This is a genomic window from Streptomyces sp. NPDC058576, from assembly GCF_042718715.1.
Taxonomy (GTDB): domain Bacteria; phylum Actinomycetota; class Actinomycetes; order Streptomycetales; family Streptomycetaceae; genus Streptomyces.
The window spans coordinates 55512-82043 of the sequence record NZ_JBHXPF010000012.1 but is presented as its reverse complement, the minus strand read 5'-3'; the positions used below and the strand labels follow the sequence as shown (position 1 = coordinate 82043).

Genomic DNA, 26532 nt, shown 5'->3' with positions numbered 1-26532 from the left:
CCGGGGAATGATCGGGGCATATGCGGTGCGCCGTCGGCCGACCTCGGTGCACGTCGCGAAGCGCTGATTCCTGGGGGCCGATGAATTCTTTTCGGCCAATCTGGAAAGCCTTGCCGGATCATATCGGCCGACGTTGTGGCACCGGTACATCCGGGATGGCACCGGTACGTGCTCAGTGACACCAGTCAACAGGGTGGCGTGAGGACGCTCGCCCTAAGCGCTCTGCATGATCTGGATCAGGTTGCCGCAGGTGTCGTCCAGAACCGCGGTGGTGACGGGGCCCATCTCCACCGGCTCCTGGGTGAACCTGACGCCGAGACCGGTCAGCCGGTCGAACTCCGCCCGTACGTCGTCCACGGCGAAGGCGGTGGCCGGGATGCCGTCCTCGACCAGGGCCGTCGTGTACGGCTGCACGGCGGGGTGCTTGTTCGGCTCCAGGAGGAGTTCGACGCCGGCGGGGTCCTCCGGCGAGACCACGGTCAGCCAGCGGTCCTCGCCGCCGAGCGGGACGTCGTGCTTCTTCTCGAAGCCGAGGACGTCCGTGTAGAAGCGCAGGGCCTTCTCCTGGTCGTCGACGAAGACGCTGGTCAGGTTGATCCTCATGGGGTGCTCTCCGGTGCTTTCGGTCCGAGCCATCGGCTGACGATGTGCTCAAGGGGTTCGGTGTTCAGGTCGTGGAACTTGTAGCGGCCCTCGCGGCGCGTGATGACCAGGCCCGCCGTTTCCAGGACGGCCAGGTGCTGGCTGACCGCCTGGCGGGACAGGCTCAGGCCGTGTCCGGTCACCAGCCGTCCGCATATCTCGAACAGCGTCTGGCCGTTCCGGTCGGTCAGCTCGTCGAGGATGCGCCGTCGCGTGGGGTCGGCCAGGGCCTTGAAGACATCGTCCGCCATGGCTCCACAATAGGCAAGTAGCGACTTGCCTATCAAGCGGAGTGCTCGCGTCTTCCGCCGGGCGTCCTCTCGGGCGTCTCCGTCGTCTCCGTGATGACCGGGAAGCGGCGCGGGGCGAGGGTGATCAGCGCGAGCAGAGCCAGGGCCGCGGCTCCGGCGGCCCCGATGTAGACGTGGTCCACCGCCGCGTCGACCGCCCGGCGCAGGTGGTCCGTGGCCGCCGCGGAGAGCGCGCCCGGGTTCTCCAGGGTGCGGGCGACCGCGTCCAGGTCGTCGGGGAGGCCGGTCACCGGGGCGTCGAGGAGGCGGGCGGCCAGGACCCCGTTGGCGACGGCCCCGAAGAGCGCCGCGCCGATGCTCTGGCCGACCTGGCGGCAGAAGAGGACGGACGCCGTCGTCGTACCGCGTTCCGCCCAGCCGACCGTCGACTGGACGCCCACGATCAGCGGGAGCTGGAACAGGCCGAGGGCCGCGCCGAGCAGGAGCATGAGGAGGGCGGGGTGCCAGGGCTCACCGGGATAGGGGAGGAGGGGGAAGGCCACCAGGATCAGCAGTGCCGCGCCCATGCCGGTCATCGCGGTCCGCCGGAAGCCGATGCGGTTGTAGACCCGGTCGGACAGCGCCGCCGAGACCGGCCAGCTCAGCGTCATCACCGACAGGACGAACCCGGCGGCGATCGGGCCGAGGCCCAGCACCGACTGCGCGTACGTGGGCAGGAAGACGGTCGGCGCGACCATCAGCAGCCCCATCGCGCCGAGCGCCAGGTTGACCGAGGCGATCGTGCGCCGCCGCCACACCCAGCCCGGGATGATCGGCTCAGCGGCCCGCCGTTCGATGACGACGGTGAGCGCGGCCAGCGCCGCGCTCGCCCCGAACAGGCCGAGCGAGGGCGCCGAGAGCCAGGGCCAGGCCACCCCGCCCTGCACGAGCGCCGTGAGCAGCAGGGTGCCGGTCGCGAAGACGGCCAGCGCGCCCGCCCAGTCGACCCGGGGGCGGGTGGCGGGCCGGGGGCGGGAGGGCTCGTGGAGGTGGCGGACGACCAGCCAGAGGGCGACGGCCCCGACCGGAAGGTTGATCAGGAAGATCCACCGCCAGTCGGCGTACCCGGCGAGCAGTCCGCCGACCACCGGGCCGGCCACCGCCGAGGTGGCCCACACCGTGGACAGCTTCGCCTGGATGCGCGGGCGTTCCTTGAGCGGGTAGAGGTCGGCCGCGATGGTCTGGACCGTGCCCTGGAGCGCGCCGCCGCCCAGACCCTGGACGATACGGAAGGCGATGAGCGCGGCCATGTTCCACGCGGCCGCGCAGAGGACCGAGCCGATCAGGAAGAGGATGATCCCGGCGATCAGGACCGGCTTGCGGCCGAAGGTGTCGGAGAGCTTCCCGTACAGGGGGAGTGTGACCGTGACGGCCAGCAGATAGCCGGAGAACAGCCAGGAGAAGACGGTGAAGCCGCCGAGGTCGCCGACGATCTGCGGGACGGCTGTGGACACGATGGTGCCGTCGATGGCGGCCAGCGCCATGCCGAGCATCAGCGCCGCCACGACGGGGCGACGGCCTCGGGGGGTGGCGAGGGCGGAGGAGGGCGGTGCGCCCGCGCTCGCGCTCGTACCGCCCGTGTCGCTTGTGCCGTCCTCGTCCGGGTCGCTCGTACCGCCCGTGTCGCTCGTGGCGTCCTCGTCCGGGTCGCTCGTGCCGTCCGTGCCGCTCACCGGGGTTCCTTCCCTATGCACGTATCTCCCGGGGCACTGTCTCATCCTGGGGCGCCGGATGGGGAGGGGGCTTTGGTGGACCCCTGCGCTCCGTTTGGCGGGGCGGCCTGTCCGTCGTCCCACCGTCCCGAAAGGTGCCCCTGACCCCGTCTCCACCCGAGGGACGAGTCCCCTAGGGGGCGCCCCCTCATGGTGGCCAGGGCCCGTTCCTCCCGGCGGAGGACGTGGCGGCGGGGGGCGTCTCCTTAACCTCTTCTTACGTCGCCGCTACGGCTCACCGCAGGGGGGCAGGTGGGGAAAACCCCACCTGAAGACTGCGCTGAGCACCATCGCGCCGGACCCGGTCCGGAACCCAGACTCGGAACGTAGCCGACGACGTCCAGTCATCGACCGACATAGGAGAAATACCGTGACAACGGCTGTGACCATTCCCAGGCACGGGGGCACTGGAGGGCGTACGGCCGTCGCGGCGCGAGCGCGGCAGGTCGTGAAGGCGTACGGCGGCGGGGAGACCCGGGTCGTCGCGCTCGACCATGTCGACGTGGACATCGCCCGCGGGCAGTTCACGGCCATCATGGGCCCGTCCGGCTCCGGCAAGTCGACCCTGATGCACTGCCTGGCCGGGCTCGACACGGTGACCTCGGGCGAGATCTTCCTCGACGAGACCGAGATCACCAAGCTGAAGGACAAGAAGCTCACCCAGCTCCGGCGCGACCGGATCGGGTTCATCTTCCAGGCGTTCAACCTGCTCCCGACGCTCAACGCGATCGAGAACATCACGCTGCCGATGGACATCGCGGGCCGCAAGCCCGACGCCGCCTGGCTCCAGCAGGTGGTGGAGACGGTCGGGCTCGCCGAGCGTCTCAAGCACCGCCCCACCCAGCTCTCCGGCGGTCAGCAGCAGCGCGTCGCCGTCGCCAGGGCGCTCGCCGCCCGGCCGGAGATCATCTTCGGTGACGAGCCCACCGGGAACCTGGACTCCCGCGCCGGGGCCGAAGTCCTGTCCTTCCTCCGCAAGTCGGTCGACGAGCTGGGCCAGACCATCGTCATGGTCACCCACGACCCCGTCGCCGCCTCCTACGCGGACCGGGTGCTGTATCTCGCCGACGGCTCCATCGTCGACGAGATGTACAACCCGACCGCGGACCAGGTCCTCGACCGCATGAAGCACTTCGACGCACGTGGGCGGACGTCATGACTGTCTGGAAGACCTCCGTGCGCAACTTCCTCGCGCACAAGGGCCGGATGGCCCTCTCCGCCGTCGCGGTGCTGCTGTCCGTGGCGTTCGTCTGCGGCACGCTCGTGTTCACCGACACGATGAACACCACCTTCGACAAGCTCTTCACCGTCTCCTCGCCCGACGTCACCGTCAGCCCGAAGGACGCGGACGCGAGCGAAGAGCAGCCCGACAGTGGCAAGCCGGCCTCGCTGCCCGCCTCCGCCGTCCAGCAGGTCGAGAAGGCCGAGGGGGTGGAGCGGGCCGAGGGTGCCGTGATGTCCATGGCGGTCACGGTCGTCAACAGCGAGAACAAGAACATGGGCTCCGAGACCGGTGCCCCCACCATCGCGAGCAACTGGACCAAGAACGACCTGCGTTCGATGGAGATCACCTCCGGGAACGCACCCCGCGGTCCCACCGAGGCGATGATCGACGCCGACACCGCGAAGAAGCACAAGCTCGAGATCGGCGACGAGCTGCGCACCATCGCCGCCACCGGTGACCTCAAGGTGAAGATCAGCGGAATCGCGTCCTTCACCGTCACCAACCCGGGCGCGGCCGTCGTCTACCTCGACACCGCCACCGCGCAGAAGCTCCTGCTGGGCGGCCCCGACGTCTTCACCCAGGTCCTGGTGACGGCCGAGAGCGGCGTCGGCGACACCCAGCTCAAGAAGAACGTGGCCGCCGCCCTCGACGGCTCGACCGCGTACAAGCTCCAGACCCAGCAGGAGGCCGCCGACGCCAACAAGGACTCCATGGGCGCCTTCCTGGACGTCATGAAGTACGCGATGCTCGGCTTCGCCGGGATCGCCTTCCTCGTCGGCATCTTCCTCATCGTCAACACGTTCTCGATGCTGGTCGCCCAGCGCACCCGCGAGATCGGCCTGATGCGGGCCATCGGCTCCAGCCGCAAGCAGGTCAACCGGTCCGTCCTCCTGGAGGCCGTCCTCCTCGGCATCGTCGGCTCCGTGCTCGGCGTCGCGGCCGGCGTCGGCCTCGCCGTCGGGCTGATGAAACTGATGGGCGCCGTGGGCATGGAGCTGTCCACCGACGACCTCACCGTCGCCTGGACCACCCCGACGATCGGCCTCGTGCTCGGTGTCGTCGTCACCGTCCTCGCCGCGTACGTCCCTGCCCGCCGGGCCGGCAAGGTCTCCCCGATGGCCGCGCTGCGCGACGCCGGGACCCCCGCCGACGGCCGGTCCGGGTGGATCAGGGCCGGTATCGGCCTGTTCCTGACGGCCGCGGGCGGTGCGGCCCTGTGGGCGACGACCCAGGCCGACAAGGCCACCGAAGGCTCCATGTTCCTCGCCCTCGGCGTGCTGCTGACCCTCATCGGCTTCATCGTGATCGGCCCGCTCCTGGCCGGCGTCGTGGTGCGCGGACTGAGCGTCGTCGTCCTGAGGCTCTTCGGCCCGGTCGGCCGGCTGGCCGAGCGCAACGCCCTGCGCAACCCGCGGCGTACGGGAGCGACCGGCGCGGCCCTGATGATCGGGCTCGCCCTGGTGGCCTGCCTGTCCGTCGTCGGGTCCTCCATGGTGGCCTCGGCCACCGAGGAGCTCGACAAGTCCGTCGGCGCGGACTTCATCGTCCAGGACAGCAGCACCGGCCGCCCGATCGTGCCCCAGGCCGCCGACGCCGTACGTGCCGTCCCCGGCCTGGAGCACATGACCGACTACACCTTCGTCACGGCGAAGGTCACCGCCCCGAACGGCAAGACCGAGGACGAGGGGATCACCGCCGCCGACCCGACGTACCAGCAGGACGTCCGCCGCACGGTCATCTCCGGTGACCTCGCGAAGGCGTACGGCAAGGACGCCATGTCCGTCGGCGACGCCTACGCCGAGCGGCACGGGATCAAGGTCGGCGACACGATCACCGTCGCGTTCAAGGCGGGGGAGACCGCGAAGCTCAAGGTCGCGGCCATCACCTCCGACGACACCAACATCGACCGCGGCGCGATGTACACCAACCTCACGACCGCGACGTCCTACGTCCCGGCCGAGCGGATGCCGCAGAACGTGGTCATGTTCGCCAAGGCGGAGGAGGGCAAGGAGAAGGAGGCGTACGCGGCCCTCAAGAGCGCCATCGCCGAGTATCCGGTCTACAAGGTGCAGAACCAGGCCGACTTCAAGGAGCAACTGAAGGACCAGATCGGCCAGTTGCTGAACATCGTGTACGGCCTGCTCGCCCTGGCGATCATCGTCGCGGTGCTCGGGGTGGTGAACACCCTCGCCCTGTCCGTCGTCGAGCGGACCCGCGAGATCGGCCTCATGCGCGCCATCGGGCTCTCCCGCCGCCAACTGCGCCGCATGATCCGGCTGGAGTCCGTCGTCATCGCCCTCTTCGGGGCGCTGCTCGGACTCGGACTCGGGATGGGCTGGGGCACCGCGGCCCAGAAGCTGCTGGCCCTGGAGGGACTTGAGGTCCTGGAGATCCCGTGGCCGACGATCCTCACGGTCTTCGCCTGCTCGGCTCTCGTCGGACTGTTCGCCGCTCTCGTCCCGGCCTTCCGGGCGGGCCGGATGAACGTCCTGAACGCCATCGCGACGGACGGCTGAGCACACACCCGCCCGGCGGGGGGTGAGCCCGAGGGCGTCACCGTAGGATGACCGGCAGGCCCCGGGACGTTCCTCCAAACGTCCCGGGGCCGAGCCCGTTCCCCGCCCCGGCCCGCCGGTCACGGCGGACCGTGTCAGCTTGCTGCACAGGGCGGCGCACTCCCGTGCAGCAAGCTGACACCGCGGCCTCTCTTGTGGCGCGTTCCGCGCTGGCATCGTCGTGCGTGCCGGGACGACCCCCCGGCTCCGACGCCACTGTCGAAGGGGAACACGTGTCAAGGTCTCCGCTTGCGCAGAAGCAGCGCCGCCCGGCCAGAGCCGCCGCCCTCGTCACCGGTATCGCCCTCGCCGCCCTCACCCTCTCCACCGGCACCGCATCGGCCACCACCCCTGCCGGCCCGCCGCCCGCCGCCGACCACGTCGCCCGGCTCATCTGTACGGAGCTGGCGGGTCTCATCGGCCAACTGCCCCCGGACTCCACACCCGTTCAGGTGTGCAAGCTGGTCAACGGCTGGGACTAGAGGTGGCGAGCCCGGCAGACGCGGCGGAACCCGCGGAAGGGGCAGGGCAGTCGGGTCGCCTCTTGGGGGCGCCGTCCCTGATGCGGTTCCAGCTTCTGGGGCCACTGGCCCTCGCGGACGGTCCCGACACCGTCGTCCTCCAGCCCTCCAAGCCCGCCAATCTGCTCGCCGCGCTGCTCCTGCACGCCAACTCCACAGTCTCCGCGGAGTACTTGCAGCGCGCCGTGTGGGGCGAGGAACAGCCCGCCACCGCCCGCGCCGCCCTCCAGACCTGCGTCCTGCGGCTCCGCCGGCTGTTCGCCAAGCACGGGGTCACCGGCACCTCCATCGAAGCGGTGCCCGGCGGCTACCGGATCACCGCCGCACCGCCGACGCTGGACCTCCTCGGCTTCCGCGACCAGGTGCGCCGGGCCGCCGCCCTGGACCGGGACCCGGAGGCGGAGCTCTGCGCGCTCAGGCAGGCCCTGTCGCTCTGGCAGGGCTCGCTCCTCGCCAACGTACGGTCCGTCGTCCTGCACCGCGACGAGGTGCCCCGGCTCGCGGAGGAACGGCTGCGCGCGGTCGAACGGGTCTGCGACCTGCTGCTGGGGCTCGGGCGCTGCGGTGACGCGCTCGTCGACCTGTGGACCGCTACGCGCGTTCACCCGGGGCACGAACGCTTCCACGAGCAGCTCATCGAGGCCCTCTACCGCTGCGGACGCCAGTCGCAGGCCCTTGCCGAGTACCGAAGGGTCAAGGGTTTCCTGCTGGAGGAGCTGGGCGTGGACCCCTCGCCCTCCCTGCGCCGGCTCGAGCTGTCCATCCTGCGCGGCGAGGACCTGGGCCCGGCGGGCTCGGCGGCCCCCCGGGTCATCCGGGGCGAGACCGTCCCCCTCCCGGCGGTCGCCCCGGACGCGGCCTCCGCCGTGGGCCCGGCCGCCACCTCGTCCACACCCCCGGCCGCCACCTCGTCCACCCCCTCGACCGCCGCGCCGGTCGCGGTTCCGGCCGCCACGCAGGTCGCGGTCCAAGGTGCCGCGCCGGCCGCGGTCCCGGGCTCCGCGCCGGTCGGTGTCCAGGGCTCCGCGCCGGCCGCGGTCCCGGGCGCTGCCGGGGGCTTCGCCCCGTCCGCCGCCTCCGGCGTCGGGCCCGTCCCCGCCGTGCCGCACTTCACCGGGCGCGCCGCCGAGGCCGCCGCCATGGCCGCCCGCCTGACGGAGCCCCCGCCTCCCGGCCCCGAGGACCACCGGCCCCTCACCGTCCTGGTGTCCGGAGCCCCCGGCATCGGCAAGTCGGCACTCGCCCGGCATGTCGCCCTGATCGTCCGGGACGCCTTCCCCGCCGGGCAGTTGCTCGTCCGGATGACCCGCGCGGACGGCGAACCCCGCACCGCCGAGGAGGCCGCCGCCGACGTGGCCGCCGCGCTCGCGGCGGCGGGCGCGGGGCGCGCGCTGCTGATCCTCGACGACGTGGTCGACGCCGACCAGGTGCGCCCCCTGCTCACGCTGAAGGGGGACGCCGGGGACGGGCCGGACCTCGCCGTCGTGGTCACCAGCCGGATGGGGCTCGGCGGGCTCATCGCGACCCACGGCGGCTGGGTGCAGCGCCTGACCGCCTTCACCGAGGCCGAGTCGCACGCCCTGCTGCTGGCCGCCCTGGGGGCCGAGCGGGTGGAGGCCGAACCCCGCGCCGCCCACCGGCTCGCCGCCGTGTGCGGCCACTTCCCCGCCGCCCTGCGCATCCTCACCGCCCGGCTGCTCACCCGGCCGGGGCTGCGGCTGGCCGACGCCGTCGACTGGCTGGGCGAGGACCCGCTTGCCCGGCTCACCCTGACCGACTCCCCGGACCACTCGGTCACCGGCCTCTTCGACCGGGCGCTCGACCGGCTCGACCCCCGGCTGTCGGAGGCGTTCGAACGCCTCGCCCAGGGCCCGCCGGAGCTGCTCGCCGACCGGGGCCCCGAGGACGAGGGACCCGTTCCCGAATCCGTACGGGAGCAACTCGCCGACGCCGGACTGCTGGAGGACGGCCCGCCGGGCCCGTACCGCATCCACGACCTGCTCCGCGCCCACGTACGAAGAACCGCCCGGATCCGCGACCGCCGCACAGAGAAGGTGTGATCCCCATGGCCGAGAGCGCCGCACCCACCGCACCCCCCGCAGCCGCCTCGCCGCCCGCGTTCGACGGGCTCGCCGCGACCCGGCCGCGTATCCGGCGCGACGTGCTGTTCACCGAGACCCCCGGCGGGGTGCTGTTCCACAACGCCGACGGCGGGTTCCACCTCACCGGCCGCACCGCCTACCGCTTCGCCTCCCTCGTCGTCCCGCACCTCACCGGGCAGCACCGGATGGCCGAACTGTGCGCCGGGTTCGGGCCCGCGCAGCGGGCGATGGCCGCCGAGCTGGTCAAGACGCTGTACGCGCGCGGCTTCGCCCGCGACATCCCCGAGGCCGACACCGCCGGGGACGCGGTGGACGAGGAGACCGCCGAGCGGTTCGCCGCGCAGATCGCGTACGTCGACCACTACACCGACGACGCCCCCGCCCGCTTCGCCCGCTACCGCGCCACCCGTGTCGCCGTCCTCGGCGACGACGAGACGGCCCGCTGGTGCGCGCTGAGCCTGGTGCGCAACGGGTGCGCCGCCATCGGGACACTCACGCCGGAGGACGGCGTCGCGGCCGAAGCCGCGGCCAACGGGGCGCGCATCGAGGCGCTCGCCGCCGGGACGGACGCGGGCTGGGCCGACCTGGACGGCTACGACATCGTCGTCGTCACCGGCGCCGGAGCCGGGGCGCGTACGCACCGGCTGCTGGCCGCCGGGGTGCCGGAGGGCGTGACCCTCATCCCCGCCTGGCTGTTCGGCCGCCGACTGATCGTCGGCCCGCTCGCCACCGCCGGCTCCACCGGCTGCTGGTCCTGCGCCCTGCTGCGCCTGGGCGGCAACGTCGACCCCGGCACGGCGGCCGAGCTGTGGGGCGAGGCGGCCGGGTCCGTACCGTCCGGCGGGGCCGCCCTGTCCGGGCCGGTCGCCGCGATGGTCGGCAACCTCGTCGGCTACGAGGTCTTCCGCCTGACCACCGGCGCACTCCCCGCCGAGACGGCCGGCCAGGTCCTCGTCCAGGACCTGGAATCGCTGGACGTGATGGCCGAACCGGTCCAGCCCCACCCCCGCTGCGCCCGCTGCGCCGCGCTCCTCGCCGAGGGAGCCGACGGACCCGCCGCCGCCCTGCCCGGCACGCTCGCCCTGCCCGTCACCGCGACCGTGGAGACCGCCCGCGACGCGGAGGAGCTGGTCGAGGAGCTGAACCGGGTCAGCACCGCGCTGGTCCGCCCGTACACCGGGATCTTCCGCCGCTACGACGACGAGGAGCTGACCCAGACCCCGCTGAAGCTCAGCCGGGTCGAAGTGGCGCTCCGGGGCGGGGCGCGCCGCCGGATCGCCGCGTTCGACGTGCACCACCTGGCCGGGGCCCGGACCCGGGCGCTGTACGCGGCGGCCGAGGCGTACGTGGAGCACGTGGTCCCCCTGGCCGGTGTCGAGGGCGCGGAGGGCGATGACCGGGAAGGCGGTGCGCGGGCGCTGCGGACGCTCGGGCCGGGCGCCCTGACGACCGGCGGCGGCACCGGGGCCGCGCCCGCCGCCTGGGCGGTCGCCACGTCCCTGATCGGCAAGGACCCGGTACGGGTCCCGGCCGCCGCACTGCGCCCGTTCGGGCCGCACAACCACGACCGGGTGCACCTGGCGACCACCGCCGGAGCCGGGGCGGGCGGCAGCGCGGCGGAGGCGGCGGGCCGGGGGCTGCTGTCCGCGCTCGCCCACGACGCGCTGCTCCGCGCGGTACGCGGCGCCACCCGGGTCAGCCCGACGGCGATCGGCGGTGACGACCCGGAGCTGGTGTTCCTGCTGAAGTCCGCCGCCAACCTCGACCTCTCCGTGGACCTCCTCGACCTGGGCGAGGCGGACCGCACCTCCGCGCACGTGGTGCTGGCCCGCGAGGCGAACGGCCCTGGCGGTGAGGACCGTTGGGCGGTCGGGGCCGGGCTGTCCCGGCGTACGGCGGCCGCGTCCGCCCTGCGGGACCTGCTCGGTCAGGCGCAGCTCGCCGCCGAGGACCCCGGAGCGGCGGTCGACCTCGGCGACCCGCTGGTGGCCGACCTCGCCCCCGGGGCGATCGCGGTGAGCGGCGAGTCCGTCGTGGCGGACGCGGCGGAGAGCACGTTCGACACGGTGCTGGCGGCGCTGCGGTCCGCCGGGCGCGACGCCCTGTATGTGCCGACGACCCCGGCGGACCTGCTCTCCGGGGCCATCGCCACGGCCCGGGTGCTGCTCACGGTGGACGGCGAGGGCGGCACCGATGCCCGCTGAGACGTCGCGGGACGCGCGGGACGAGCCGCGTGGACCGGCCGCGCGGGACGATCCGTGGCCACCGGACGCGCCGGACGCGCCGCGTGGACCGGCCGTGCAGGACGAGCCGCGTGGACCCGCCGTGCAGGACGAGCCGCGTGGACCCGCCGCGCAGGACGAGCCGCGGGCACCGGACGCACCGGACGCGCCGCGTGGACCGGCCGCGCAGGACGAGCAGCGGGCACCGGTCGCACCGGCCGCGCCGGACGTACGGGACGCGCAGGTGCTGGAGGATTCCACCCGGCTGCTCGCTGAGCTGCTGGGGGAGGGCCTCGCCCGGCGCGGCGGCGCGGCGGTCGCCCTGCCGCTGGACGTCCGGCCCCTCGGCGTACGCGACGCGTTCGCGGGCGGCGGGCCGGTGGACCCGGCCGGTGCCGTGCCGGTGCGCTACTACGGGCGGCACGCCGTCGTCGGCCCCCTTCCGGCACCGGACCCGGCCGGGCAACGCCCCTGCGCCCGCTGCCTGGAGCGCCGGTGGCAGGCCGTGCGGTCCGTCGCTCTGCGCGAGGCGCTGGAGCTCGGCTCCGGGACCCGGGCGGCGGGCCCGTCCCCGTACATCACCCCGTTCGCGGCCGAGGCCCTCGCCGGCGTCATCGCCGCCCGGCTGACCGGCGGCGGACCGGCCACGGGGGCCTTCCCCGCCGTCCACCTCGTCGACCTGCAGACCCTGGCCGCCCGCCACTACCCGCTCGTCCCCGACCCCGAGTGCCCCGCCTGCGGGCGGTCCGAGCCCGACACCGACGAGGCCTGCGCGATCACCCTGAAGCCCGCGCCCAAGCTGCGGCCGGGCGGCTTCCGGGTCCGGGACCTCGGCGACTACGAGCTGCCCGTCGAGCCGTACGCCAACCCCGTCTGCGGGTCGCTGGGCCCCTCCGTCGTCCAGGACGTCTCCTCCACGTCCACCTCCGCCACCATCGGCTGCTTCTCCCTGCGCTCGGGACCGTATCTGCGCGAGACGTTCTGGGGCGGGCATGCCGACACCTTCGCCGAGAGCGTGCGCATCGGGGTGCTGGAGGGCCTGGAGCGGTACGCGGGCATGCGGTCCCGCGCCAAACGCCCCCAGGTCCACGCCAGTCTCGACACCCTGCGCGGCGAGGGCCGGGCCGCCGTGGACCCGCGCGTCTGCGGCCTCTACTCCGACGACTTCCACCGGGCCAACCCTCGGGTCCGCCCCTTCACTCCGGACCGGGAGATCCCCTGGGTGCGCGGCTGGTCGCTGCGCGACGGACACACCGTCCTGGTCCCCGAGGTGCTCACGTACTACCACGCGCCCGGCCTGGAGAACCGGTTCGTGCAGGAGAGCTCCAACGGCTGCGCCTCCGGCGGCGCGTTGGAGGAGGCCGCCTACTTCGGGCTGATGGAGGTCGTGGAGCGGGACGCGTTCCTGCTCTCCTGGTACGGGCGGGCCGCGCTGCCCGAGATCGACCCGCGCACCAGCCGCCGCCCCGCCACGCGGCACATGGTGGACCGGCTGGAGATGTACGGCTACGAGGCGCGGTTCTTCGACACCCGGATCACCTTCCCGATCCCCGTCGTCACCGGCGTCGCCGTCCGCCCCGACGGCGGGCCCGGCCGGATGTGCTTCGGCGCGGGCGCCGGGCTCGACCCGGAGGCGGCGCTCGCCGGGGCGCTCTGCGAGATCGCCACCGACGCCGTCAACCTCCAGGGCCGCACGGAGCGGGACGAGGAGCGGCTGCGGGCCATGGCCGGCGACTTCGCGAAGGTCGAGGCGCTGCACGACCACCCGTTGGCGTACGGGATCCCGGAGATGGGCGACCACGCGGACTTCCTGCTCGGCGCACCGGGAAGCGCACGCCCACGGGCCCGTTCCTTCGACGAGCTGTACGGGGACGGGCCCGGCGGCCGGCCGCCCCTGCCGGTCTCCGAGGATCTGCGCGAGGACCTGCTGCGGTGCGTGGACACCGTGGCCGCCGCCGGGTTCGACGTGGTCGTCGTCGACCAGACCATGCCGGAACAGCGCGACCTGGGGCTGAGAACGGTGAGCGTGATCGTGCCCGGGCTGCTGCCGATCGACTTCGGCTGGACCCGCCAGCGTGCCCTGGGCATGCCCCGGCTGCGTACCGCCCTGCGCGAGGCGGGGCTGCGGACGACGGACCTCACCGACGCCGATCTCAACCCGGCCCCGCACCCGTTCCCATGAGCGCGCCCGCCCCGCGCCCCGTCCCGGGGAGCCCACCCCCTCTTGCCGTGACCAAGGAGCCCGCCATGGGATACGCCCAGGAATACGCCGCCGCGATCATGCATCGCGGGCGGGTCCCGATGGACCCCGCGGACTACGTACCGAACTGGCGGGACGGGCCGCGCAAGGCCAAGTTCCACCCGGGCGCGGACGGCTTCCCGCTGCCGGACGCCCCCTACCCGGCCGGGGCGACGCTCGACCGGGGCCTGTTCCCCGAAGGCGGCTCGGCGCAGGGGGAGTTCGATCTCGTCTCGCTGTCCGGCATGCTCCGCGACTCCTACGGTCTGACCGGCCGCCGCCTGGGCGTCCAGGCCAACACGGACCTGAACGCGCTGCCCCTCTACCCGCTGGCCAACTGGTCGCGCGGCTCCGCCTCCGGCGGCGGGCTCTACCCGGTCAGCATCCACTGGGTGTCCGGGCCGAGTGCCCCCGTGCCGCCGGGGGTGCACTACTACTCCACCCGGCACCACACCATGCAACGGCTGCTCACGGGCGATGTCTCCGGCCGGGTGCGCGACGCGTTGGGCGAGGGCGCGCCGGGGCCCGGGACCGATCAGTACCTGGTGCTCGGCATCAAGTACTGGCAGAACTCCTTCAAGTACAACAGCTTCTCCTTCCACGCCGTCTCCATGGACCTCGGAGCCTGCGTCCAGACCTGGCGGATGTGGGCGGCCGCCCGGGGGCTGGCCGTCGAGCCGGCCCTCTGGTTCGACGAGGAACGCCTGGCCGCGCTCCTCGGCGTGGACCCGGAGCAGGAGGGGATCTTCGCCGTCGTGCCGCTCAAGTGGGCCGGTGCGAAGCCGGGTTCGGGCCGTCCCGACGCCGCCGCTCCCGTCTCCGTCCGGCACCGGGACCGTGAGCGCTCCCGTACCGTCCTCGCTTTCGACGCGCTGCTCCGCATGCAGGCGGCCACCTCCGCCGACGCCACCGCCCGCCCCGCCCCGGACGCCCTCGGGCCCGCCGCCGCGCATCCCGCCGACCCGGCGCTCGCGGAGGTGGCGCTGCCGGCCGCCCGGCCCCTGGACGCCGACGTACGCACCGCGCTGCGCGCACGCCGCAGCAGCTTCGGCCGGTTCGACGCCCAGAAGCCGGTGACCGCCGACCAGCTGGCCGCCTGCCTGGCCGCCGCCTCGGCCGGGTCGCGGCTCGGCGGCGACACCGGCGGCGCCCGGCTGGCGCGGCTGTACGTGTTCGTGAGCCATGTCGAGGGCGTCGAGCCCGGTTCGTACGTCTACGACCCCGAGCGGCGGAACCTGCGGCGGGTGAAGGAGGGGCGGCCGGGGGAGTTCCTCCAGCGCAACTACTTCCTCGCCAACTACAACCTGGAGCAGGCCGGGGCCGTCCTCGTGCCGACCGTCCGCACCACCGCCGTCCTCGACGCGGTCGGAGACCGGGGATACCGGCTGGTCAACGCCACCATCGGGGCCGTCGCCCAGTCCGTCTACACCGCCGCGGCGGCCGTGGACCTCGGCTGCGGGGTCGCCCTCGGCTTCGACAACATCTCCTACATCGAGGAGCTGGGTCTCGAAGGGACGGGCGAGGCGCCCCTGCTGATCATGATGATCGGCAACGAGCGCCCCGCCCCCGCCGACTTCCGCTACGAGATCGCCTGACGGGGGCCGACGATGACCCACCCGCACACCGATGCCGACACCGGCGCCCGCACCCCCACGGACGCGGTGAACCCCCCGTCCCCCCGGCCCGCGTTCATGCTGCGTGTCGCCGGGCTCCCGGTCGACGCGGTCCGGGCCCTGCGCTGCCCGGACAGCCGCCGCTGGGCCGACGACGTCCTCGACACCACCGAACAACTGGCGCTGCTGGCCGGGAAGGCCGCGGATCACCTGCACGGGCTGATCGGCGGAAGCGACGACGAACCGCTGCGCCGCGCCCTGCTGAAACTGCGCCGGGACGTCTTCAACAACCGGCTGCCGGACCCCTCGGCCACTGAGGTCACCCTCGCCCGGGTCCGCGTTCTCGACCCGGGCGCCGCCCGGGCCCTCGCCGACTGGCTGGCCGGCCGGCGCGCCCTCGCCGGGAAGCGGGAGGCGGGGGCCGGTCTGCTGGCGGACGAGACCGGCCGCAGCCGTGCCGAGCTGGCCCGGCTCGCCGGCCACGAGCGCCTGCGCAAGGGGCTGTTGCTCGCCTCGCCGACCCTGGACGCCCAGCTCGACGCCTACCGGGAGAAGGCGTCCCGCCCCGGGGCGCGGCCGGACCGCAAGCAGCGCAAGATCGAACGCTCGCTGCTCTCCTACGTCTACCGGACCGCCTGCAAGACCAGCCCCTTCTCGACCTTCACCGGCGTCGCCCCCGGCGTGTTCGGCGGCTTCGACGGGCTGCGCGTACGGGCCGGGGAGGAGTGGCGGACGCAGGTGCGGCTCAATGTCGTGGCGCTGGGCCGGCTCGCCGACGCGGTCCTCGCCGACCCGGTCCGCCGGGCCGATCTGCCCCTCGCCCCCGCTTCGGGCTGGGGGCGCGACGACGACCGGGTCCGCTACGTCCGGCGCTGGGTCACGGCGGGGGACGACGACACCGCCGTCACCTTCGACGCGGTGAAGGACCGGTTGTTCTTCCTGCGCCGCAGCGGCACCCTGGAACGGCTGCTCGGCCTGTTCGAGGAGCGCGGCGCCATCCGCTACGGCGAGCTGGCGGCCTGGCTGGAACAGGACCGGGGCGCGCCGCGCGAGGAGTGCGAGCAGTACCTCGGGGCGCTCCTGGACGTCGGCATGGTCCAGGTGCCGTGCCTGCGGACCGAGGTCCACGACACCGACCCGCTCCGCGCCTTCCAGGGCGCGCTGCGCGGCCTGGGCCGCCCCTGGGCCGACCGACTGGCGGACCGGCTGGAGGAGCCCGCCGCCCACGCCGCCCGCTTCGCCGACGCCGCCCCGGACGAGCGGCGCGCCCTGCTGGAAGCCGTACGGGCCGGGCTGCGGGCGGTCCAGGAGGAGGAGTTGGGGGCCGAACGCGCGAAGGTCCCGCAGACGCTGCTGTACGAGGACGCGGCTGCGGGCCCGCGGGCGGAGCTGGACCCCGACGCCTGGCGGGAGCTGGCCGCAGGACCGCTGGCGGCCGTGGAGCGGGTGCTGCCCGCCTTCGATCTCACCCTTCCGCAGCGGATCACCTTCCAGGGCTTCTTCCTGGCGCGCTACGGACGCGGAGGCCGCTGCGACGACCTGCTGAAGCTGGTCCACGACTTCCACGAGGACTTCTTCGACCAGTACATGACGTTCACCGCCTCCCGCACCCCGTACGACGCCGACGGGACCTACGTACCCGAGGTCAACTGGCTGGGACTGCCCCGTCTGCGCGCCCTCGACGCCGCGCGGCGCACCTTCACCGCCCGGATGACCGCCCTGTGGCAGGCGGCGGAGCCGGAGGCGGCCGAAGTGCGCCTCGACGACGCCTTCCTGGACGCGGTCGCCGGTGAACTGGACCTCCCGGTGACGGACTTCGCGCCGATGAGCCACCACGTCCAGATCGCCGAACGGCCCGGCGACCCCCTCGTCGTTCTCAACCGGTCCTACGGCGGAGTGTCGTTCCCGTTCAGCCGGTTCACCCAGCTCTTCGACGGCCTCGGCGAACGGCTCCTGGCGGAGACCGACGCGATGGTCCCCGAGGGCGCCGTCCTCGCCGAGGTCACCGGCGGCCCGGTCACCAGCAACCTCAACCTGCACGGCCGGCTGACCCCGTACGAGATCGTCTGCCCCGGCGAACGCGGCACCTTGGAGGCGGAGTTCAGGATCGACCTGGACGACCTGTACCTCGTGCACGACCCCGACGGCGACCGGCTCGCCCTGCGCTCGGTCCGCCTGGACCGCGAGGTGATCCCCGTCTACCTCGGCTACCTCGTCCCCCTCGCCCTGCCCGAGCTGCCCCGCACGCTGCTCCTCCTCTCCCCGACCTCGATGGCCCCGCTCAACGTGTGGGCGGGCGTCCCCGAGGGCGAGGCGCGCGGCGGGGTCACCGGGCGGCCCCGGGTGCGGCACGGCTCGCTCGTCCTGAGCCGGCGCAGCTGGAGCGCCCCGGCCGCCGTGCTCCCGCTGCACCGCCCCGGAGCTCCGGAGGACGGCTGGTTCCTGGACTGGCACGCCTTCCGGCGTACCCACGGCCTGCCCGACCGGGTCTTCGCGACCGTGTCGGACACCGGGGCCCGGGGTGCGACCGGAGCCAAACCGCAGTACCTCGACTTCGACAGCCCGCTCTCCCTGGCCGCCTTCGAGGCCCTCGTCAAGTCCCCGGAGGCCCGCGTGGTGTTCCGGGAGATGCTGCCGGACGAGGACGCGCTGCCCACCGTCTGCGGCCCCGGCCGCCATGTCGCCGAACTGGCCGTGGAGACGGCCGCACCCGTCCGCAGGAGGACCCCATGACCCCGCTCGTGACCGGGCCGACGACCCTCTCCGGTGCCTGGCAGGCCACCCATGTCTTCTACGCGGCCAACCCCCGCCCCTTCCTCCTGAACTGTGTCCGCCCGCTGGTCGCGGAGCTGGAGGAGGACGGGCTGATCGCCGGGTACTTCTTCATCAACTACTGGCTGGAGGGCCCTCACGTACGCCTGCGCCTGAAGCCGTCCTCACCCTCGGCCGAGCCCGAGGTGGCCCGCCGCACCGAACAGGCCGTGGACGCCTTCCTGGCCCAACGGCCCGCCCTGTACGAGGTCGACTCCGGGTTCCTCAACGACTTCTACAACACCCTCTTCGAGATCGAGTTCCCCGGCAGCGAACGCGGCCACTACACCGACGAGCAGGGCCGGATGAACCTGCGCCCCAACAACTCCCGCCACCGCGAGCGGTACGAGCCGGAGTTCGGGAAGTACGGCGGGCCCGCCGGGATCGAACTGGCCGAATGGCACTTCCGGCACTCCAGCGACCTGGTGATCGACGCGCTGGCCACCAAGAACCTCCACCTGCGCACGGTCCTGCTGGGCACCGCCGCCCAGTTGATGATGGTGATGTCCTCGACCTTCCTGCCGGACCGGGCGGAGCTGACCGGATACCTGGACAGCTACTACGAGTTCTGGCATCGGGCATTCCCCGGCACCGGCTTCATCGGCACCGACGAGTACGACCGCAACTACGCCCGCACGGCGGACGGGCTGCGGGACCGGTTCGCCCGCGTCCGGGCCGCCACGGCCCCGCCCGGGAGCGCCCGCTCGCTGCCCGGATCGCTGGCGGGCTGGGCCGGTCACTGCGCCGAACTGCGCGACCGGGCACGGAAGCTGGCCGTGGACGGGGACCTGGTCTTCCGGTCCTGGGACGGCGAGCGGGACGAGCGGGTCACCGACCCCGCCGTGGCGCTGCCGCTGCTGCTGTCCCCGTACATGCATATGACCAACAACCGGCTGCACGTCACGATCCGCGACGAGGCCTACCTCAGCCATGTCCTGGGCCGCGTCCTCAAGGAGTCCGAGCGGGGGACCGCCTCGGAGTCCGGGGCGGAGTCCGGGGCGGGGCCCGCGTGAGCGCCGTCCCCGGGGCGCTCGCCGCCTACCGGCCCGAGCTGCGGCCCAGCGTCCTGATCAGCGATCCGCTGCTGGACGGGGCCGCCACCGTCCACCTGATCAAGGACGCCGAGACCGGCAACTCCTTCAAGGTCGGAGCCAAGGAACACTTCCTCATCGCCCGTATGGACGGAGAGCGGAGCCTCGCGGAGATCGGCGAGGAGTACGCGGGGGCGTACGGGCGGCGGCTGGGGGACGCCCACTGGCAGCAGATCCTCACGATGCTCGGGGCGAAGGGGCTGCTGTCCGGGAACCCGGTACGGAAAGCCCCTGCCGTCACGGCCGCGCCCCGCACCCTGCTGCGCGGCACCCTCCCCCTGGTGGCCGACGCCGACGCCACCACCGCCCGCCTCCACCGGCTCTTCGGCTTCCTGCTGGCGCCCTGGGCGATGGCGCCCCTGCTGGCGCTGCTCGTCGCGATGGAGGTGGTCGTGACCGTCCGCGCCGGCGAACTGCTCCTCGCTGTCCGAGAGTTGTTCACCAACCCCGTCCTGCTGACCGGCACGGCGATCCTGCTCTGGCTGAGTACCGCTCTCCACGAACTCGCCCACGGCGTGGTGGCCCGGCACTACGGCGGGCAGGTCGCCGAGATCGGGCTGCGGTGGCGGCTGCCCTTCGTCATCATGTACTGCACGGTCGACAACTATCCCTACCTCGGGCGGCGTCGGCACCGCATCGCCACGGCGGTCGCGGGCGCGGTGATGAACCTCCTCTTCCTGCTCCCCTTCTGTGCTCTCTGGCTCTTCGCCCCGCTGGACGACGCCACGCACGAGGCGCTCGCCGCGCTGCTCCTCCTCGGCAGCGTGCAGGCGTTCGCGATGCTCGTGCCGCTGCCACCGCTGGACGGGTACAAGATCGCGAGCCAGCTCGCCGGGGCCACCGGTCTCGCCGCCTCCGCCGGCGGCTATCTGCGGCTCGCCCTGCGCCGCTCCCCGGAGGCGACCGCGTATCCCCGCCGCGCCCGAATCGCTTATCCCGCCTATGTGTTGGGCACGGTGTTCGTTCTCGCCGCGCTGGTCGCGGCGGTCGTCGCGGGCGCCCATCATCTGCTGACGGCCTGATGTTCCATCCCAAGGAGAGTTCCATGACGTCCACCGCCCCCCGCACCCCGCAGGACCCCCCGGCCGGACCGCCCGCCGGGCCCGCCGTCGCCCTGGCCGACGTCCACAAGGCGTACGGCGCGACCCGGGCCGTCGACGGGGTCTCGCTGACCGTCGAACGCGGGGAGTTCTTCGGGCTGCTCGGGCCCAACGGGGCGGGCAAGACGACGCTCGTCGAGATCATGGAGGGCCAGCGGCGGGCCGACTCCGGAACGGTGGCGGTCCTCGGCACGAGCCCCTGGCCGCGCAACACCGCCCTGCTGCCCCGGCTCGGCGTGCAGACCCAGGCCTCCGCGTTCTTCGTCCGGCTGACCGCCCGCGAACACCTGGCCACCATGGCGGCCCTCTACCGGTGCGACGCGGCCGCCGCGACACGCGCCCTCGCCTCCGTCGGCCTCACCGAGCAGGGCGACACCCGGGTCGACGACCTCTCCGGCGGCCAGCGGCAGCGGCTCGCCATCGCCTCCGCCCTGGTCCACGACCCCGAACTGATCTTCCTGGACGAGCCGACCGCCGCCCTCGACCCGCAGGCCCGCCGCTCGCTGTGGCAGGTCCTGCGCGACCTCAAGGGCCAGGGCCGCACCATCGTCTACACCACGCACCACCTCGACGAGGCCGAGGCGCTCTGCGACCGGGTCGCGATCATGGTCGCGGGCAGGGTCGCCGCACTGGACAGCCCCGGCCGGCTGATCGCCGCCTCCAGCCCGACCACCCGGCTGCTGATCCCGGCCGACCGCCTCACCCCCGAACAGGCCCGCGCCATCCCGGACGTGGACCGGGTGACCGAGGAGGGCGGCTCGCTCGTGCTGGAGACCCTCGCGGCGGGCCGGGTCCTGGCCGCCGTCGACGCGATCGCGGGGCTCCAGGGCGTACAGACCAGGACGGTGAGCCTGGAGGACGTCTACCTGGACCTGACCGGCACCGGGGCCCCACAGCCGTGACCCCGGCCGACCCGCGGCCGTGACCCTGGCCGATCTGCGGCCGACACCGGCCGTGACCTCGGCCGATCCGCGACCGTGACCTCGGCCGATCCGCGACCGTGACCCCGGCCGACCCGCGGCCGCCGCTCCAGCCGATCTGCGGCCGGCACCCCGCCGATCCGCGGCCACGCCCCGGCCGATCCGCCCCAGGCCCGTCGAACGGCCCCCACCCGCAGCGACCAGCGATACGGAGACACCCCGATGAGCGCCTACACCGCGCTGAGCCAGGCCGGATACCGGGCCTACACCCGCGACCGCACCACCCTCTTCTTCACCTTCGCCTTCCCGCTCATCTTCCTGGTGGTCTTCGGGCTGATCTTCCACGGCCAGACCGTCGAGGAGAGCGGCAAGCCCTACATCAACTACATCGCGCCCGGCGTGCTGTCCTGGGGCGTCGCCAACGCCGCCGTCTTCGGCGTCGGGTTCGTCCTCATGCAGTGGCGGCGCGACGACATCCTCCGGCTGATCCGGATGACGCCCACGCCCGTCTCCACCGTCCTCGCCTCCCGTTACGTCCTGGCACTCGGCATCGGAGCCGTACAGGCGGTCCTCTTCGTCGCCGTGGCCCTGCTCCCCTCCTTCGGGCTCCAGTTGGACGGCCGCTGGCCGCTCGCCCTGCCGGTGCTGGTGCTCGGCATCACCGCGTTCCTCGCGCTCGGCGTCATCGTCGGCAGTTACGCCAAGACCCCCGAGGCCGTCGCCGCCGTCGCCAACTGCCTGATGATCCCGATGGCGTTCCTGTCCGGCTCGTTCTTCCCGCTGGACGCCATGCCCGGCTGGATGCAGAACCTCTCCCGCATCCTGCCGCTGCGCTACCTCAACGACGGGGTCTCCGGCGCGCTCACCGGCGGCGGTTCCCTGACGGACATCGGCGTCGCCTGCGCCGTCCTCGCCGGATTCGCCCTCGTCCTCGGCGCGGTGGCGCTGAAGACCTTCCGCTGGAGCGACAAGTCATGACGACGGCCACCGCCTCGACCCCGCTGGACGCGGCGCGCGCCCGGCTCCAGTCCGCGTTGTCGGCACGCCACGCGGCCGTCTCCGGCGGCGGCCTGCCCGTGCCGTACGTGGTCCCGCTCGGGGCCGCCGACGTCCTCGGCTTCGGCCACCCCGACCCGTACGCCCACACCCGGCCCGCCGCCGACGTGCAGCTGACCTCGCGGGCCGTCCTCATCGGCCCCTGGGGCGGCGGGCCCGATGCCACCGCCTGCGGCCAGTGCCTCGCGATGCGCTGGCAGCGGCTGCGCAGCCGGTCGGAGCGGGAGGCGCTGGAGCTGGGGCACGAGCCGCGAGGGGCCGTGCACTGGCCGGTGCTCACGGAGTACGCGGTGGACGCCGTCTGGGCCACGTACAGCGCGGTGATGACCGGCGAACGGGACCACCCCGGTCCGGTCCCCGCCGCCCCGGAGACCGAGCCGGTGAACTCCGCCGCGCCCCCTGCGGACTCTGCCGCCGCGCCGGTGAGCTCCGCCGCGCCCCCGGCGGACTCCGCCGCCACTCCGACGGACTCCGCCGCGCCCAGGGCGGACTCCGCCGCCACCCCGATGGACTCCGCCGCGCCCCCTGCGGACTCCGCCGCGACCCCCGCCGACCGGGCGCTGCCCCAGGTCACCCGGGTCGACCTGGTCACCCTCGCCACGGCCACCTTTCCGCTGCTGCCCGAACCCCTGTGCCCCGCCTGCGTCCACGAGGTCCCGGACACGGCGGAGGCCGCCCGTATGGACCTGGGGCCCACTCCCAAACCGGACCCCGACGGCTACCGCCTCCGCACCCTGGACTCCTACCCGCTGCCGACCGCCGCCCTCGCCAACCCGGTCTGCGGCGCGCTCGGCTCCGACATCTGGATCAACCCCACGTCCACCACCACCGCCCCGGTCGCCGGAACCCACTTCGTCCGCGGCTACGCCGGTCTCAACGACGTCACCTGGAGCGGCCAGGCCAACCGCTACGCCACCAGCCGCACCCTCGCCCACCTGGAAGGCCTGGAGCGGTACGCGGGCACCCACCGCCGACGCGGCACCACCCCGGTCGTCGACCGCTACCGCAACCTCGCCGGCCAGGCCCTGAACCCCGCCGACTGCGGCTTCTACGCCCCCGAGACGTACGCCACCGACCCCCTGGTCAGCCCCTTCGACCCGGACCGGGCGATCCCCTGGGTCTGGGGTCACTCCCTGCGCGACGACGCGCCGATCCTGATCCCGGCCCGGCTCGCCCACTACAGCGCGGGCGTCGACGCGGACAACTTCGTCTTCGAATGCTCCAACGGCTGTGCCACCGGGAGCAGTCTGGAGGAGGCGATCCTCTTCGGGCTCCTCGAACTCGTCGAGCGGGACGCCTTCCTCCTCGCCTGGTACGGCCGCGCCCGCCTCACCGCGCTCGACCTCACCACCGCGACCGCCCCCGCCGTCCGCTCGATGCTCGACCGGGCGGCCCTGCACGGCTACGACGTGCACGCCTTCGATACGCGGATGGATCTGGCGGTCCCCGTCGTCACCGCCCTCGCGGTGCGCCGGGACGGCGGCCCCGGCACGCTCTCCTTCAGCGCGGCGGCCGGCTTCGATCCGGCGGAGACGGTGGAGGCGGCCCTGTCCGAAGTCCTCACCTACATCCCGCACCTGCCCTACCAGGTCGCCGAGCGTCGGACCGAACTGGAGTCGATGGAGCGGGACTTCGGCAGGGTCCTGCATCTCAAGGACCACGCCCAGCTCTACGGTCTGCCGTCCATGGCCCGGCACGCCGCCGAGTACCTGGAGCCGGCCGCCGTCCTCCCGACGGCGGAGGCGTTCGCCGACTGGCAGCCGCTGCGCCCCCGCACCGGAGACCTGCTGGACGATCTGCGGCTGCTGCGGGACCGGTTGACGGGAGCGGGGTACGACGTCCTCGCCGTCGACCAGACGACGCCGGAACAGCACCGGATGGGCCTGCACACCGTCTCCACGATCGTCCCCGGACTGCTGCCGCTGGACTTCGGCTGGAGCAGACAGCGGGCACTGCGCATGCCCCGGCTGCGGACCGCGCTGCGGGCGGCGGGCCGACGGGCCGACGACCTGCCCGAGACGGAGATCAAGGCCGTTCCGCACCCGTTTCCGTGACCGGCCCGCGCGGCACGTCCGGTACGTGCGACAGCCCCCTCCGACCGACGGAGGGGGCCGGCGCGCGAGCGGGCCGAGCAGCGGTGTCAGGCGCTGCAGGAGGTGGTGCTGGTGGTGCTGGAGCAGGTCGACGTCGAGGAACACGACGTGGAACCGGCGAGGACGACCTCGGACGCGTCGGAGTAGTCCGAGATCTCGAAGGTCTCCGACTCCAGCTCCAGGATCTCGTCGGCGAGGGTGGCGAGTTCGGTCTTGGGGGCCATGGTGATCTCCCTGGTCTCGTGGGGGTCCGGCCGGCTGCTCCGGCCCGGTGCCCGGGTGCTGGACCCATTGCAGGGGTGGCCGCTGTCAGATCGGCCGCGTTTTCGCTGTCACATCGCTGGCACCCGGTGGCAGGGCGCCGGAGCGGCACGTGACAGCCGTACGGAGCAGGCTCGTTCAGCAGAGATGAGGTGCGCGGTGGTCACAGCGGCGAGGACGACGAAGAACGCGGGCGACGACGGGCGCGGGGCCGAGGACGGACACACGGCCGACGGCGGGCACGTGCCCGATGGCTGGCACGCGGCCGACGACGGACGTACGGCCGACACATCACACACGACCGATGGCGGGCACGCGGCCGACGGCGGGCACGCGGCCGATGGCGGGCACGCGCCCGACCAGGGAGGTACGGCCGACACAGCACACCCGGCCGACGGCGGCCGAGCGACCGGCAACGGTGGCCGAGCGGGTGGCCGGCCCGCCGACGGCGGAACACCGGAAGGCGTGGCTCCGACGCACGCGGCACCCGGGCACGTGCCCCCGCCGGACTCCCTGCCCCGCTCCCTGCCCCTGCCCCGCCCCCTGCTCCGCTCCGCCGTCGAGCTCTACCTCGACCTGCACGCCCACCCCGAACTCTCCGGTCACGAACACCGCACCGCCGACCGCCTCGCCGCCCGGCTCGCGGAGTCGGGCTGTACGGTCACGCGTTCCGTGGGCGGCGGCCACGGACTCGTCGGGGTCCTGCGCAACGGGCCGGGCCCCACCGTGCTCCTGCGCACCGAACTGGACGCGCTGCCCGTCACCGAGGCCACCGGACTCCCGTACGCCAGCACCGTGCCCGGAGCCATGCACGCCTGCGGCCACGACCTGCACATCGCGGCGGTCGCCGGGGCGGTGGCGCTCCTCGCCGCCTCCCGGAACGCCTGGCGGGGCACGCTCCTCGTCGTCGGCCAGCCCGAGGAGGAGACGCTGAGCGGGGCCCGGTCCCTGCTGGAGGGCGGCCGGCTGTACGAGCGGTTCGGCGTCCCCGACGCGGCCCTGGCCCAGCACGCCGCCCCGCTCCCCGCCGGGACCCTCGCCCACGCCCCGGCCGGCGGGCCGCCCCTGATGGCGGGGAGCGTCGCGGCCGAGGCGGTCCTGCACGGCCGGGGCGGCCACGCGGCCACCCCGCACCTCAACCTCGACCCGGTCCTGATGGCCGCCGCCACCGTGCTGCGCCTGCGTACCGTGGTGGCGGAGGCGACCGTGCCCACCGAGCGGGCCGTGCTCACCGTGGGCTCGGTTCGGGCGGGCGAGCGCGGCAACATCACCCCGGACCACGCCGAACTCTCGCTCACCATGCGGGCGTTCACCGAGGGGGCGCTCGACCGGCTGGCCGCCGCAGCCGAACGCGTCGTCCGGGCCGAGGCCGCCGCGTCCGGAGCTCCACGCGCGCCCGATTTCACCGTCACCGCCCGCTCGCCCGCCCTGTGCCCCGACCCGGCGCTGACCGCCCGGGTACGCCGGGCCCACGAGGCGCTGCTCGGGCCCGGCCGGGTGCTGGACCTCGCCGGGTCGGCGGCCACCGAGGACTTCCCGCACTACGCGGCGGGAGGGGTCCCGGCCGCGTACTGGATGCTCGGGACCACCGGGGCGGGCCCCTGGCGGGCGGCCCGCGTCGGAGGCGAACCCGTACCGCCCAACCACGCCCCCGGCTTCGCGCCCGACGTCAGGGCCGCCCTGCCCGTCGGCATCACGGCCCTGGCGGCGGCGGCCCGGCAGGTGCTGGCCCCGGGGCCCGCCGGGGACCGGGAGGCGGCGTCATGACGGGCGGCCGTACCGGCGGGACCGGAGTGGCCGACGTCGTCGTCGTCCGCCGCGACCGGGCGGCCCCGACCGGGTGGACCACCGTCGTACGGCTGCTGGGGCTGCTTCCCGGGCACTGGGCCTGCCACCCCGAGGTGGACCAGGACCGGGTGGTCCTGCGGATCGAGCTGGCCGGGGCGACGGACGCGTCGGCGGTACGGCGGGCGGTGTCCTGCGTCCTGGCGGACACGGCCCTGCGCGGCTGGACCGAGGAGCGGTAGGACAGGGGGTCCGTGGGGCCAAGGGGCCACGGGTCCATGAGGGCTCACGGGT

General features: G+C 73.9%; 19 protein-coding genes. 15 read left to right on the top strand and 4 right to left on the bottom strand.

The genetic code is table 11. The features are described 5' to 3' along the window. Positions 1-213 precede the first annotated feature (213 nt). From ACFWRV_RS12250 to ACFWRV_RS12240, 3 genes are read right to left on the bottom strand one after another with little or no spacing between them, the layout of a single operon-like run. Complete coding sequence (locus tag ACFWRV_RS12250) at positions 214-603, bottom strand: VOC family protein (protein WP_384332274.1); 390 nt, start codon at positions 601-603, stop codon at positions 214-216. Further along, positions 600-893, bottom strand: a complete 294-nt coding sequence (locus ACFWRV_RS12245; RefSeq protein ID WP_384332271.1) for an ArsR/SmtB family transcription factor — start codon at positions 891-893, stop codon at positions 600-602. Before ACFWRV_RS12245 ends, ACFWRV_RS12250 begins: the two co-directional genes overlap by 4 nt. Before the next feature lie 32 nt (positions 894-925). Beyond that, entirely contained in the window at positions 926-2425 is a 1500-nt protein-coding gene (locus tag ACFWRV_RS12240) for an MFS transporter (RefSeq protein WP_384332408.1), read from the bottom strand. Positions 2426-3014: 589 nt separating this feature from the next. On the opposite strand from ACFWRV_RS12240, the gene ACFWRV_RS12235 reads away from it, so the two are divergent. From ACFWRV_RS12235 to ACFWRV_RS12175, 13 genes are all read left to right on the top strand, one after another. After that, entirely contained in the window at positions 3015-3803 is a 789-nt protein-coding gene (locus tag ACFWRV_RS12235; protein ID WP_384332268.1) for an ABC transporter ATP-binding protein, read from the top strand. Then, on the top strand, positions 3800-6385 hold the full coding sequence (locus tag ACFWRV_RS12230) for an ABC transporter permease (RefSeq protein WP_384332265.1): 2586 nt from the start codon (positions 3800-3802) through the stop codon (positions 6383-6385). The genes ACFWRV_RS12235 and ACFWRV_RS12230 overlap by 4 nt, the downstream gene beginning before the upstream one ends. 272 nt (positions 6386-6657) lie before the next feature. Beyond that, positions 6658-6906, top strand: coding sequence for a hypothetical protein (locus tag ACFWRV_RS12225; protein ID WP_384332261.1), 249 nt, complete (start codon positions 6658-6660; stop codon positions 6904-6906). Between the two features lie 80 nt (positions 6907-6986). Continuing rightward, positions 6987-9005, top strand: a complete 2019-nt coding sequence (locus ACFWRV_RS12220; RefSeq protein ID WP_384332258.1) for a BTAD domain-containing putative transcriptional regulator — start codon at positions 6987-6989, stop codon at positions 9003-9005. Between the two features lie 5 nt (positions 9006-9010). Next, positions 9011-11251, top strand: a complete 2241-nt coding sequence (locus ACFWRV_RS12215) for a TOMM precursor leader peptide-binding protein (RefSeq protein ID WP_384332255.1) — start codon at positions 9011-9013, stop codon at positions 11249-11251. After that, positions 11241-13451 carry a TOMM precursor leader peptide-binding protein gene (locus ACFWRV_RS12210; protein ID WP_384332252.1) on the top strand — a complete coding sequence of 737 codons (2211 nt, stop codon included), beginning with the start codon at positions 11241-11243 and terminating at the stop codon, positions 13449-13451. Before ACFWRV_RS12215 ends, ACFWRV_RS12210 begins: the two co-directional genes overlap by 11 nt. A gap of 65 nt (positions 13452-13516) precedes the next feature. Continuing rightward, positions 13517-15103 carry a nitroreductase family protein gene (locus tag ACFWRV_RS12205; protein WP_384332249.1) on the top strand — a complete coding sequence of 529 codons (1587 nt, stop codon included), beginning with the start codon at positions 13517-13519 and terminating at the stop codon, positions 15101-15103. Between the two features lie 12 nt (positions 15104-15115). After that, positions 15116-17854 carry a lantibiotic dehydratase gene (locus ACFWRV_RS12200; RefSeq protein ID WP_384332246.1) on the top strand — a complete coding sequence of 913 codons (2739 nt, stop codon included), beginning with the start codon at positions 15116-15118 and terminating at the stop codon, positions 17852-17854. Next, positions 17851-18945, top strand: coding sequence for a lantibiotic dehydratase C-terminal domain-containing protein (locus ACFWRV_RS12195; RefSeq protein WP_384332243.1), 1095 nt, complete (start codon positions 17851-17853; stop codon positions 18943-18945). The genes ACFWRV_RS12200 and ACFWRV_RS12195 overlap by 4 nt, the downstream gene beginning before the upstream one ends. Then, complete coding sequence (locus ACFWRV_RS12190; RefSeq protein WP_384332240.1) at positions 18942-20045, top strand: peptidase M50; 1104 nt, start codon at positions 18942-18944, stop codon at positions 20043-20045. Before ACFWRV_RS12195 ends, ACFWRV_RS12190 begins: the two co-directional genes overlap by 4 nt. A 23-nt stretch (positions 20046-20068) precedes the next feature. Further along, positions 20069-21025 carry an ABC transporter ATP-binding protein gene (locus ACFWRV_RS12185; protein ID WP_384332237.1) on the top strand — a complete coding sequence of 319 codons (957 nt, stop codon included), beginning with the start codon at positions 20069-20071 and terminating at the stop codon, positions 21023-21025. A 240-nt stretch (positions 21026-21265) separates the two neighbouring features. Beyond that, complete coding sequence (locus ACFWRV_RS12180) at positions 21266-22021, top strand: ABC transporter permease (protein WP_384332234.1); 756 nt, start codon at positions 21266-21268, stop codon at positions 22019-22021. Then, positions 22018-24153: a TOMM precursor leader peptide-binding protein gene (locus ACFWRV_RS12175; RefSeq protein ID WP_384332231.1), complete on the top strand. Its 2136-nt coding sequence runs from the start codon at positions 22018-22020 to the stop codon at positions 24151-24153. Before ACFWRV_RS12180 ends, ACFWRV_RS12175 begins: the two co-directional genes overlap by 4 nt. 86 nt (positions 24154-24239) lie before the next feature. Here ACFWRV_RS12175 and ACFWRV_RS12170 read toward each other — a convergent pair whose 3' ends face one another. Next, positions 24240-24416, bottom strand: a complete 177-nt coding sequence (locus tag ACFWRV_RS12170; RefSeq protein WP_003968635.1) for a thiazolylpeptide-type bacteriocin — start codon at positions 24414-24416, stop codon at positions 24240-24242. 502 nt (positions 24417-24918) lie between these two features. Between ACFWRV_RS12170 and ACFWRV_RS12165 the strand changes: the two genes are divergently transcribed. Both ACFWRV_RS12165 and ACFWRV_RS12160 read left to right on the top strand, forming a co-directional pair. Then, the gene (locus ACFWRV_RS12165; RefSeq protein ID WP_384332228.1) at positions 24919-26220 is read left to right on the top strand and encodes an amidohydrolase; all 1302 of its coding nucleotides are present in this window, start codon (positions 24919-24921) and stop codon (positions 26218-26220) included. Then, complete coding sequence (locus tag ACFWRV_RS12160; protein WP_384332225.1) at positions 26217-26480, top strand: hypothetical protein; 264 nt, start codon at positions 26217-26219, stop codon at positions 26478-26480. Before ACFWRV_RS12165 ends, ACFWRV_RS12160 begins: the two co-directional genes overlap by 4 nt. The last annotated feature ends 52 nt before the right edge of the window (positions 26481-26532 follow it).

Coding starts and splice junctions, on each gene's coding strand:
- ACFWRV_RS12180 (WP_384332234.1), top strand. CDS start 21,266: ATGAGCGCCTACACCGCGCTGAGCCAGGCCGGATACCGGGCCTACACC.
- ACFWRV_RS12240 (WP_384332408.1), bottom strand. CDS start 2,425: ATGCTCGGCATGGCGCTGGCCGCCATCGACGGCACCATCGTGTCCACA.
- ACFWRV_RS12210 (WP_384332252.1), top strand. CDS start 11,241: ATGCCCGCTGAGACGTCGCGGGACGCGCGGGACGAGCCGCGTGGACCG.
- ACFWRV_RS12215 (WP_384332255.1), top strand. CDS start 9,011: ATGGCCGAGAGCGCCGCACCCACCGCACCCCCCGCAGCCGCCTCGCCG.
- ACFWRV_RS12170 (WP_003968635.1), bottom strand. CDS start 24,416: ATGGCCCCCAAGACCGAACTCGCCACCCTCGCCGACGAGATCCTGGAG.
- ACFWRV_RS12205 (WP_384332249.1), top strand. CDS start 13,517: ATGGGATACGCCCAGGAATACGCCGCCGCGATCATGCATCGCGGGCGG.
- ACFWRV_RS12230 (WP_384332265.1), top strand. CDS start 3,800: ATGACTGTCTGGAAGACCTCCGTGCGCAACTTCCTCGCGCACAAGGGC.
- ACFWRV_RS12195 (WP_384332243.1), top strand. CDS start 17,851: ATGACCCCGCTCGTGACCGGGCCGACGACCCTCTCCGGTGCCTGGCAG.
- ACFWRV_RS12175 (WP_384332231.1), top strand. CDS start 22,018: ATGACGACGGCCACCGCCTCGACCCCGCTGGACGCGGCGCGCGCCCGG.
- ACFWRV_RS12185 (WP_384332237.1), top strand. CDS start 20,069: ATGACGTCCACCGCCCCCCGCACCCCGCAGGACCCCCCGGCCGGACCG.
- ACFWRV_RS12250 (WP_384332274.1), bottom strand. CDS start 603: ATGAGGATCAACCTGACCAGCGTCTTCGTCGACGACCAGGAGAAGGCC.
- ACFWRV_RS12220 (WP_384332258.1), top strand. CDS start 6,987: ATGCGGTTCCAGCTTCTGGGGCCACTGGCCCTCGCGGACGGTCCCGAC.
- ACFWRV_RS12245 (WP_384332271.1), bottom strand. CDS start 893: ATGGCGGACGATGTCTTCAAGGCCCTGGCCGACCCCACGCGACGGCGC.
- ACFWRV_RS12200 (WP_384332246.1), top strand. CDS start 15,116: ATGACCCACCCGCACACCGATGCCGACACCGGCGCCCGCACCCCCACG.
- ACFWRV_RS12160 (WP_384332225.1), top strand. CDS start 26,217: ATGACGGGCGGCCGTACCGGCGGGACCGGAGTGGCCGACGTCGTCGTC.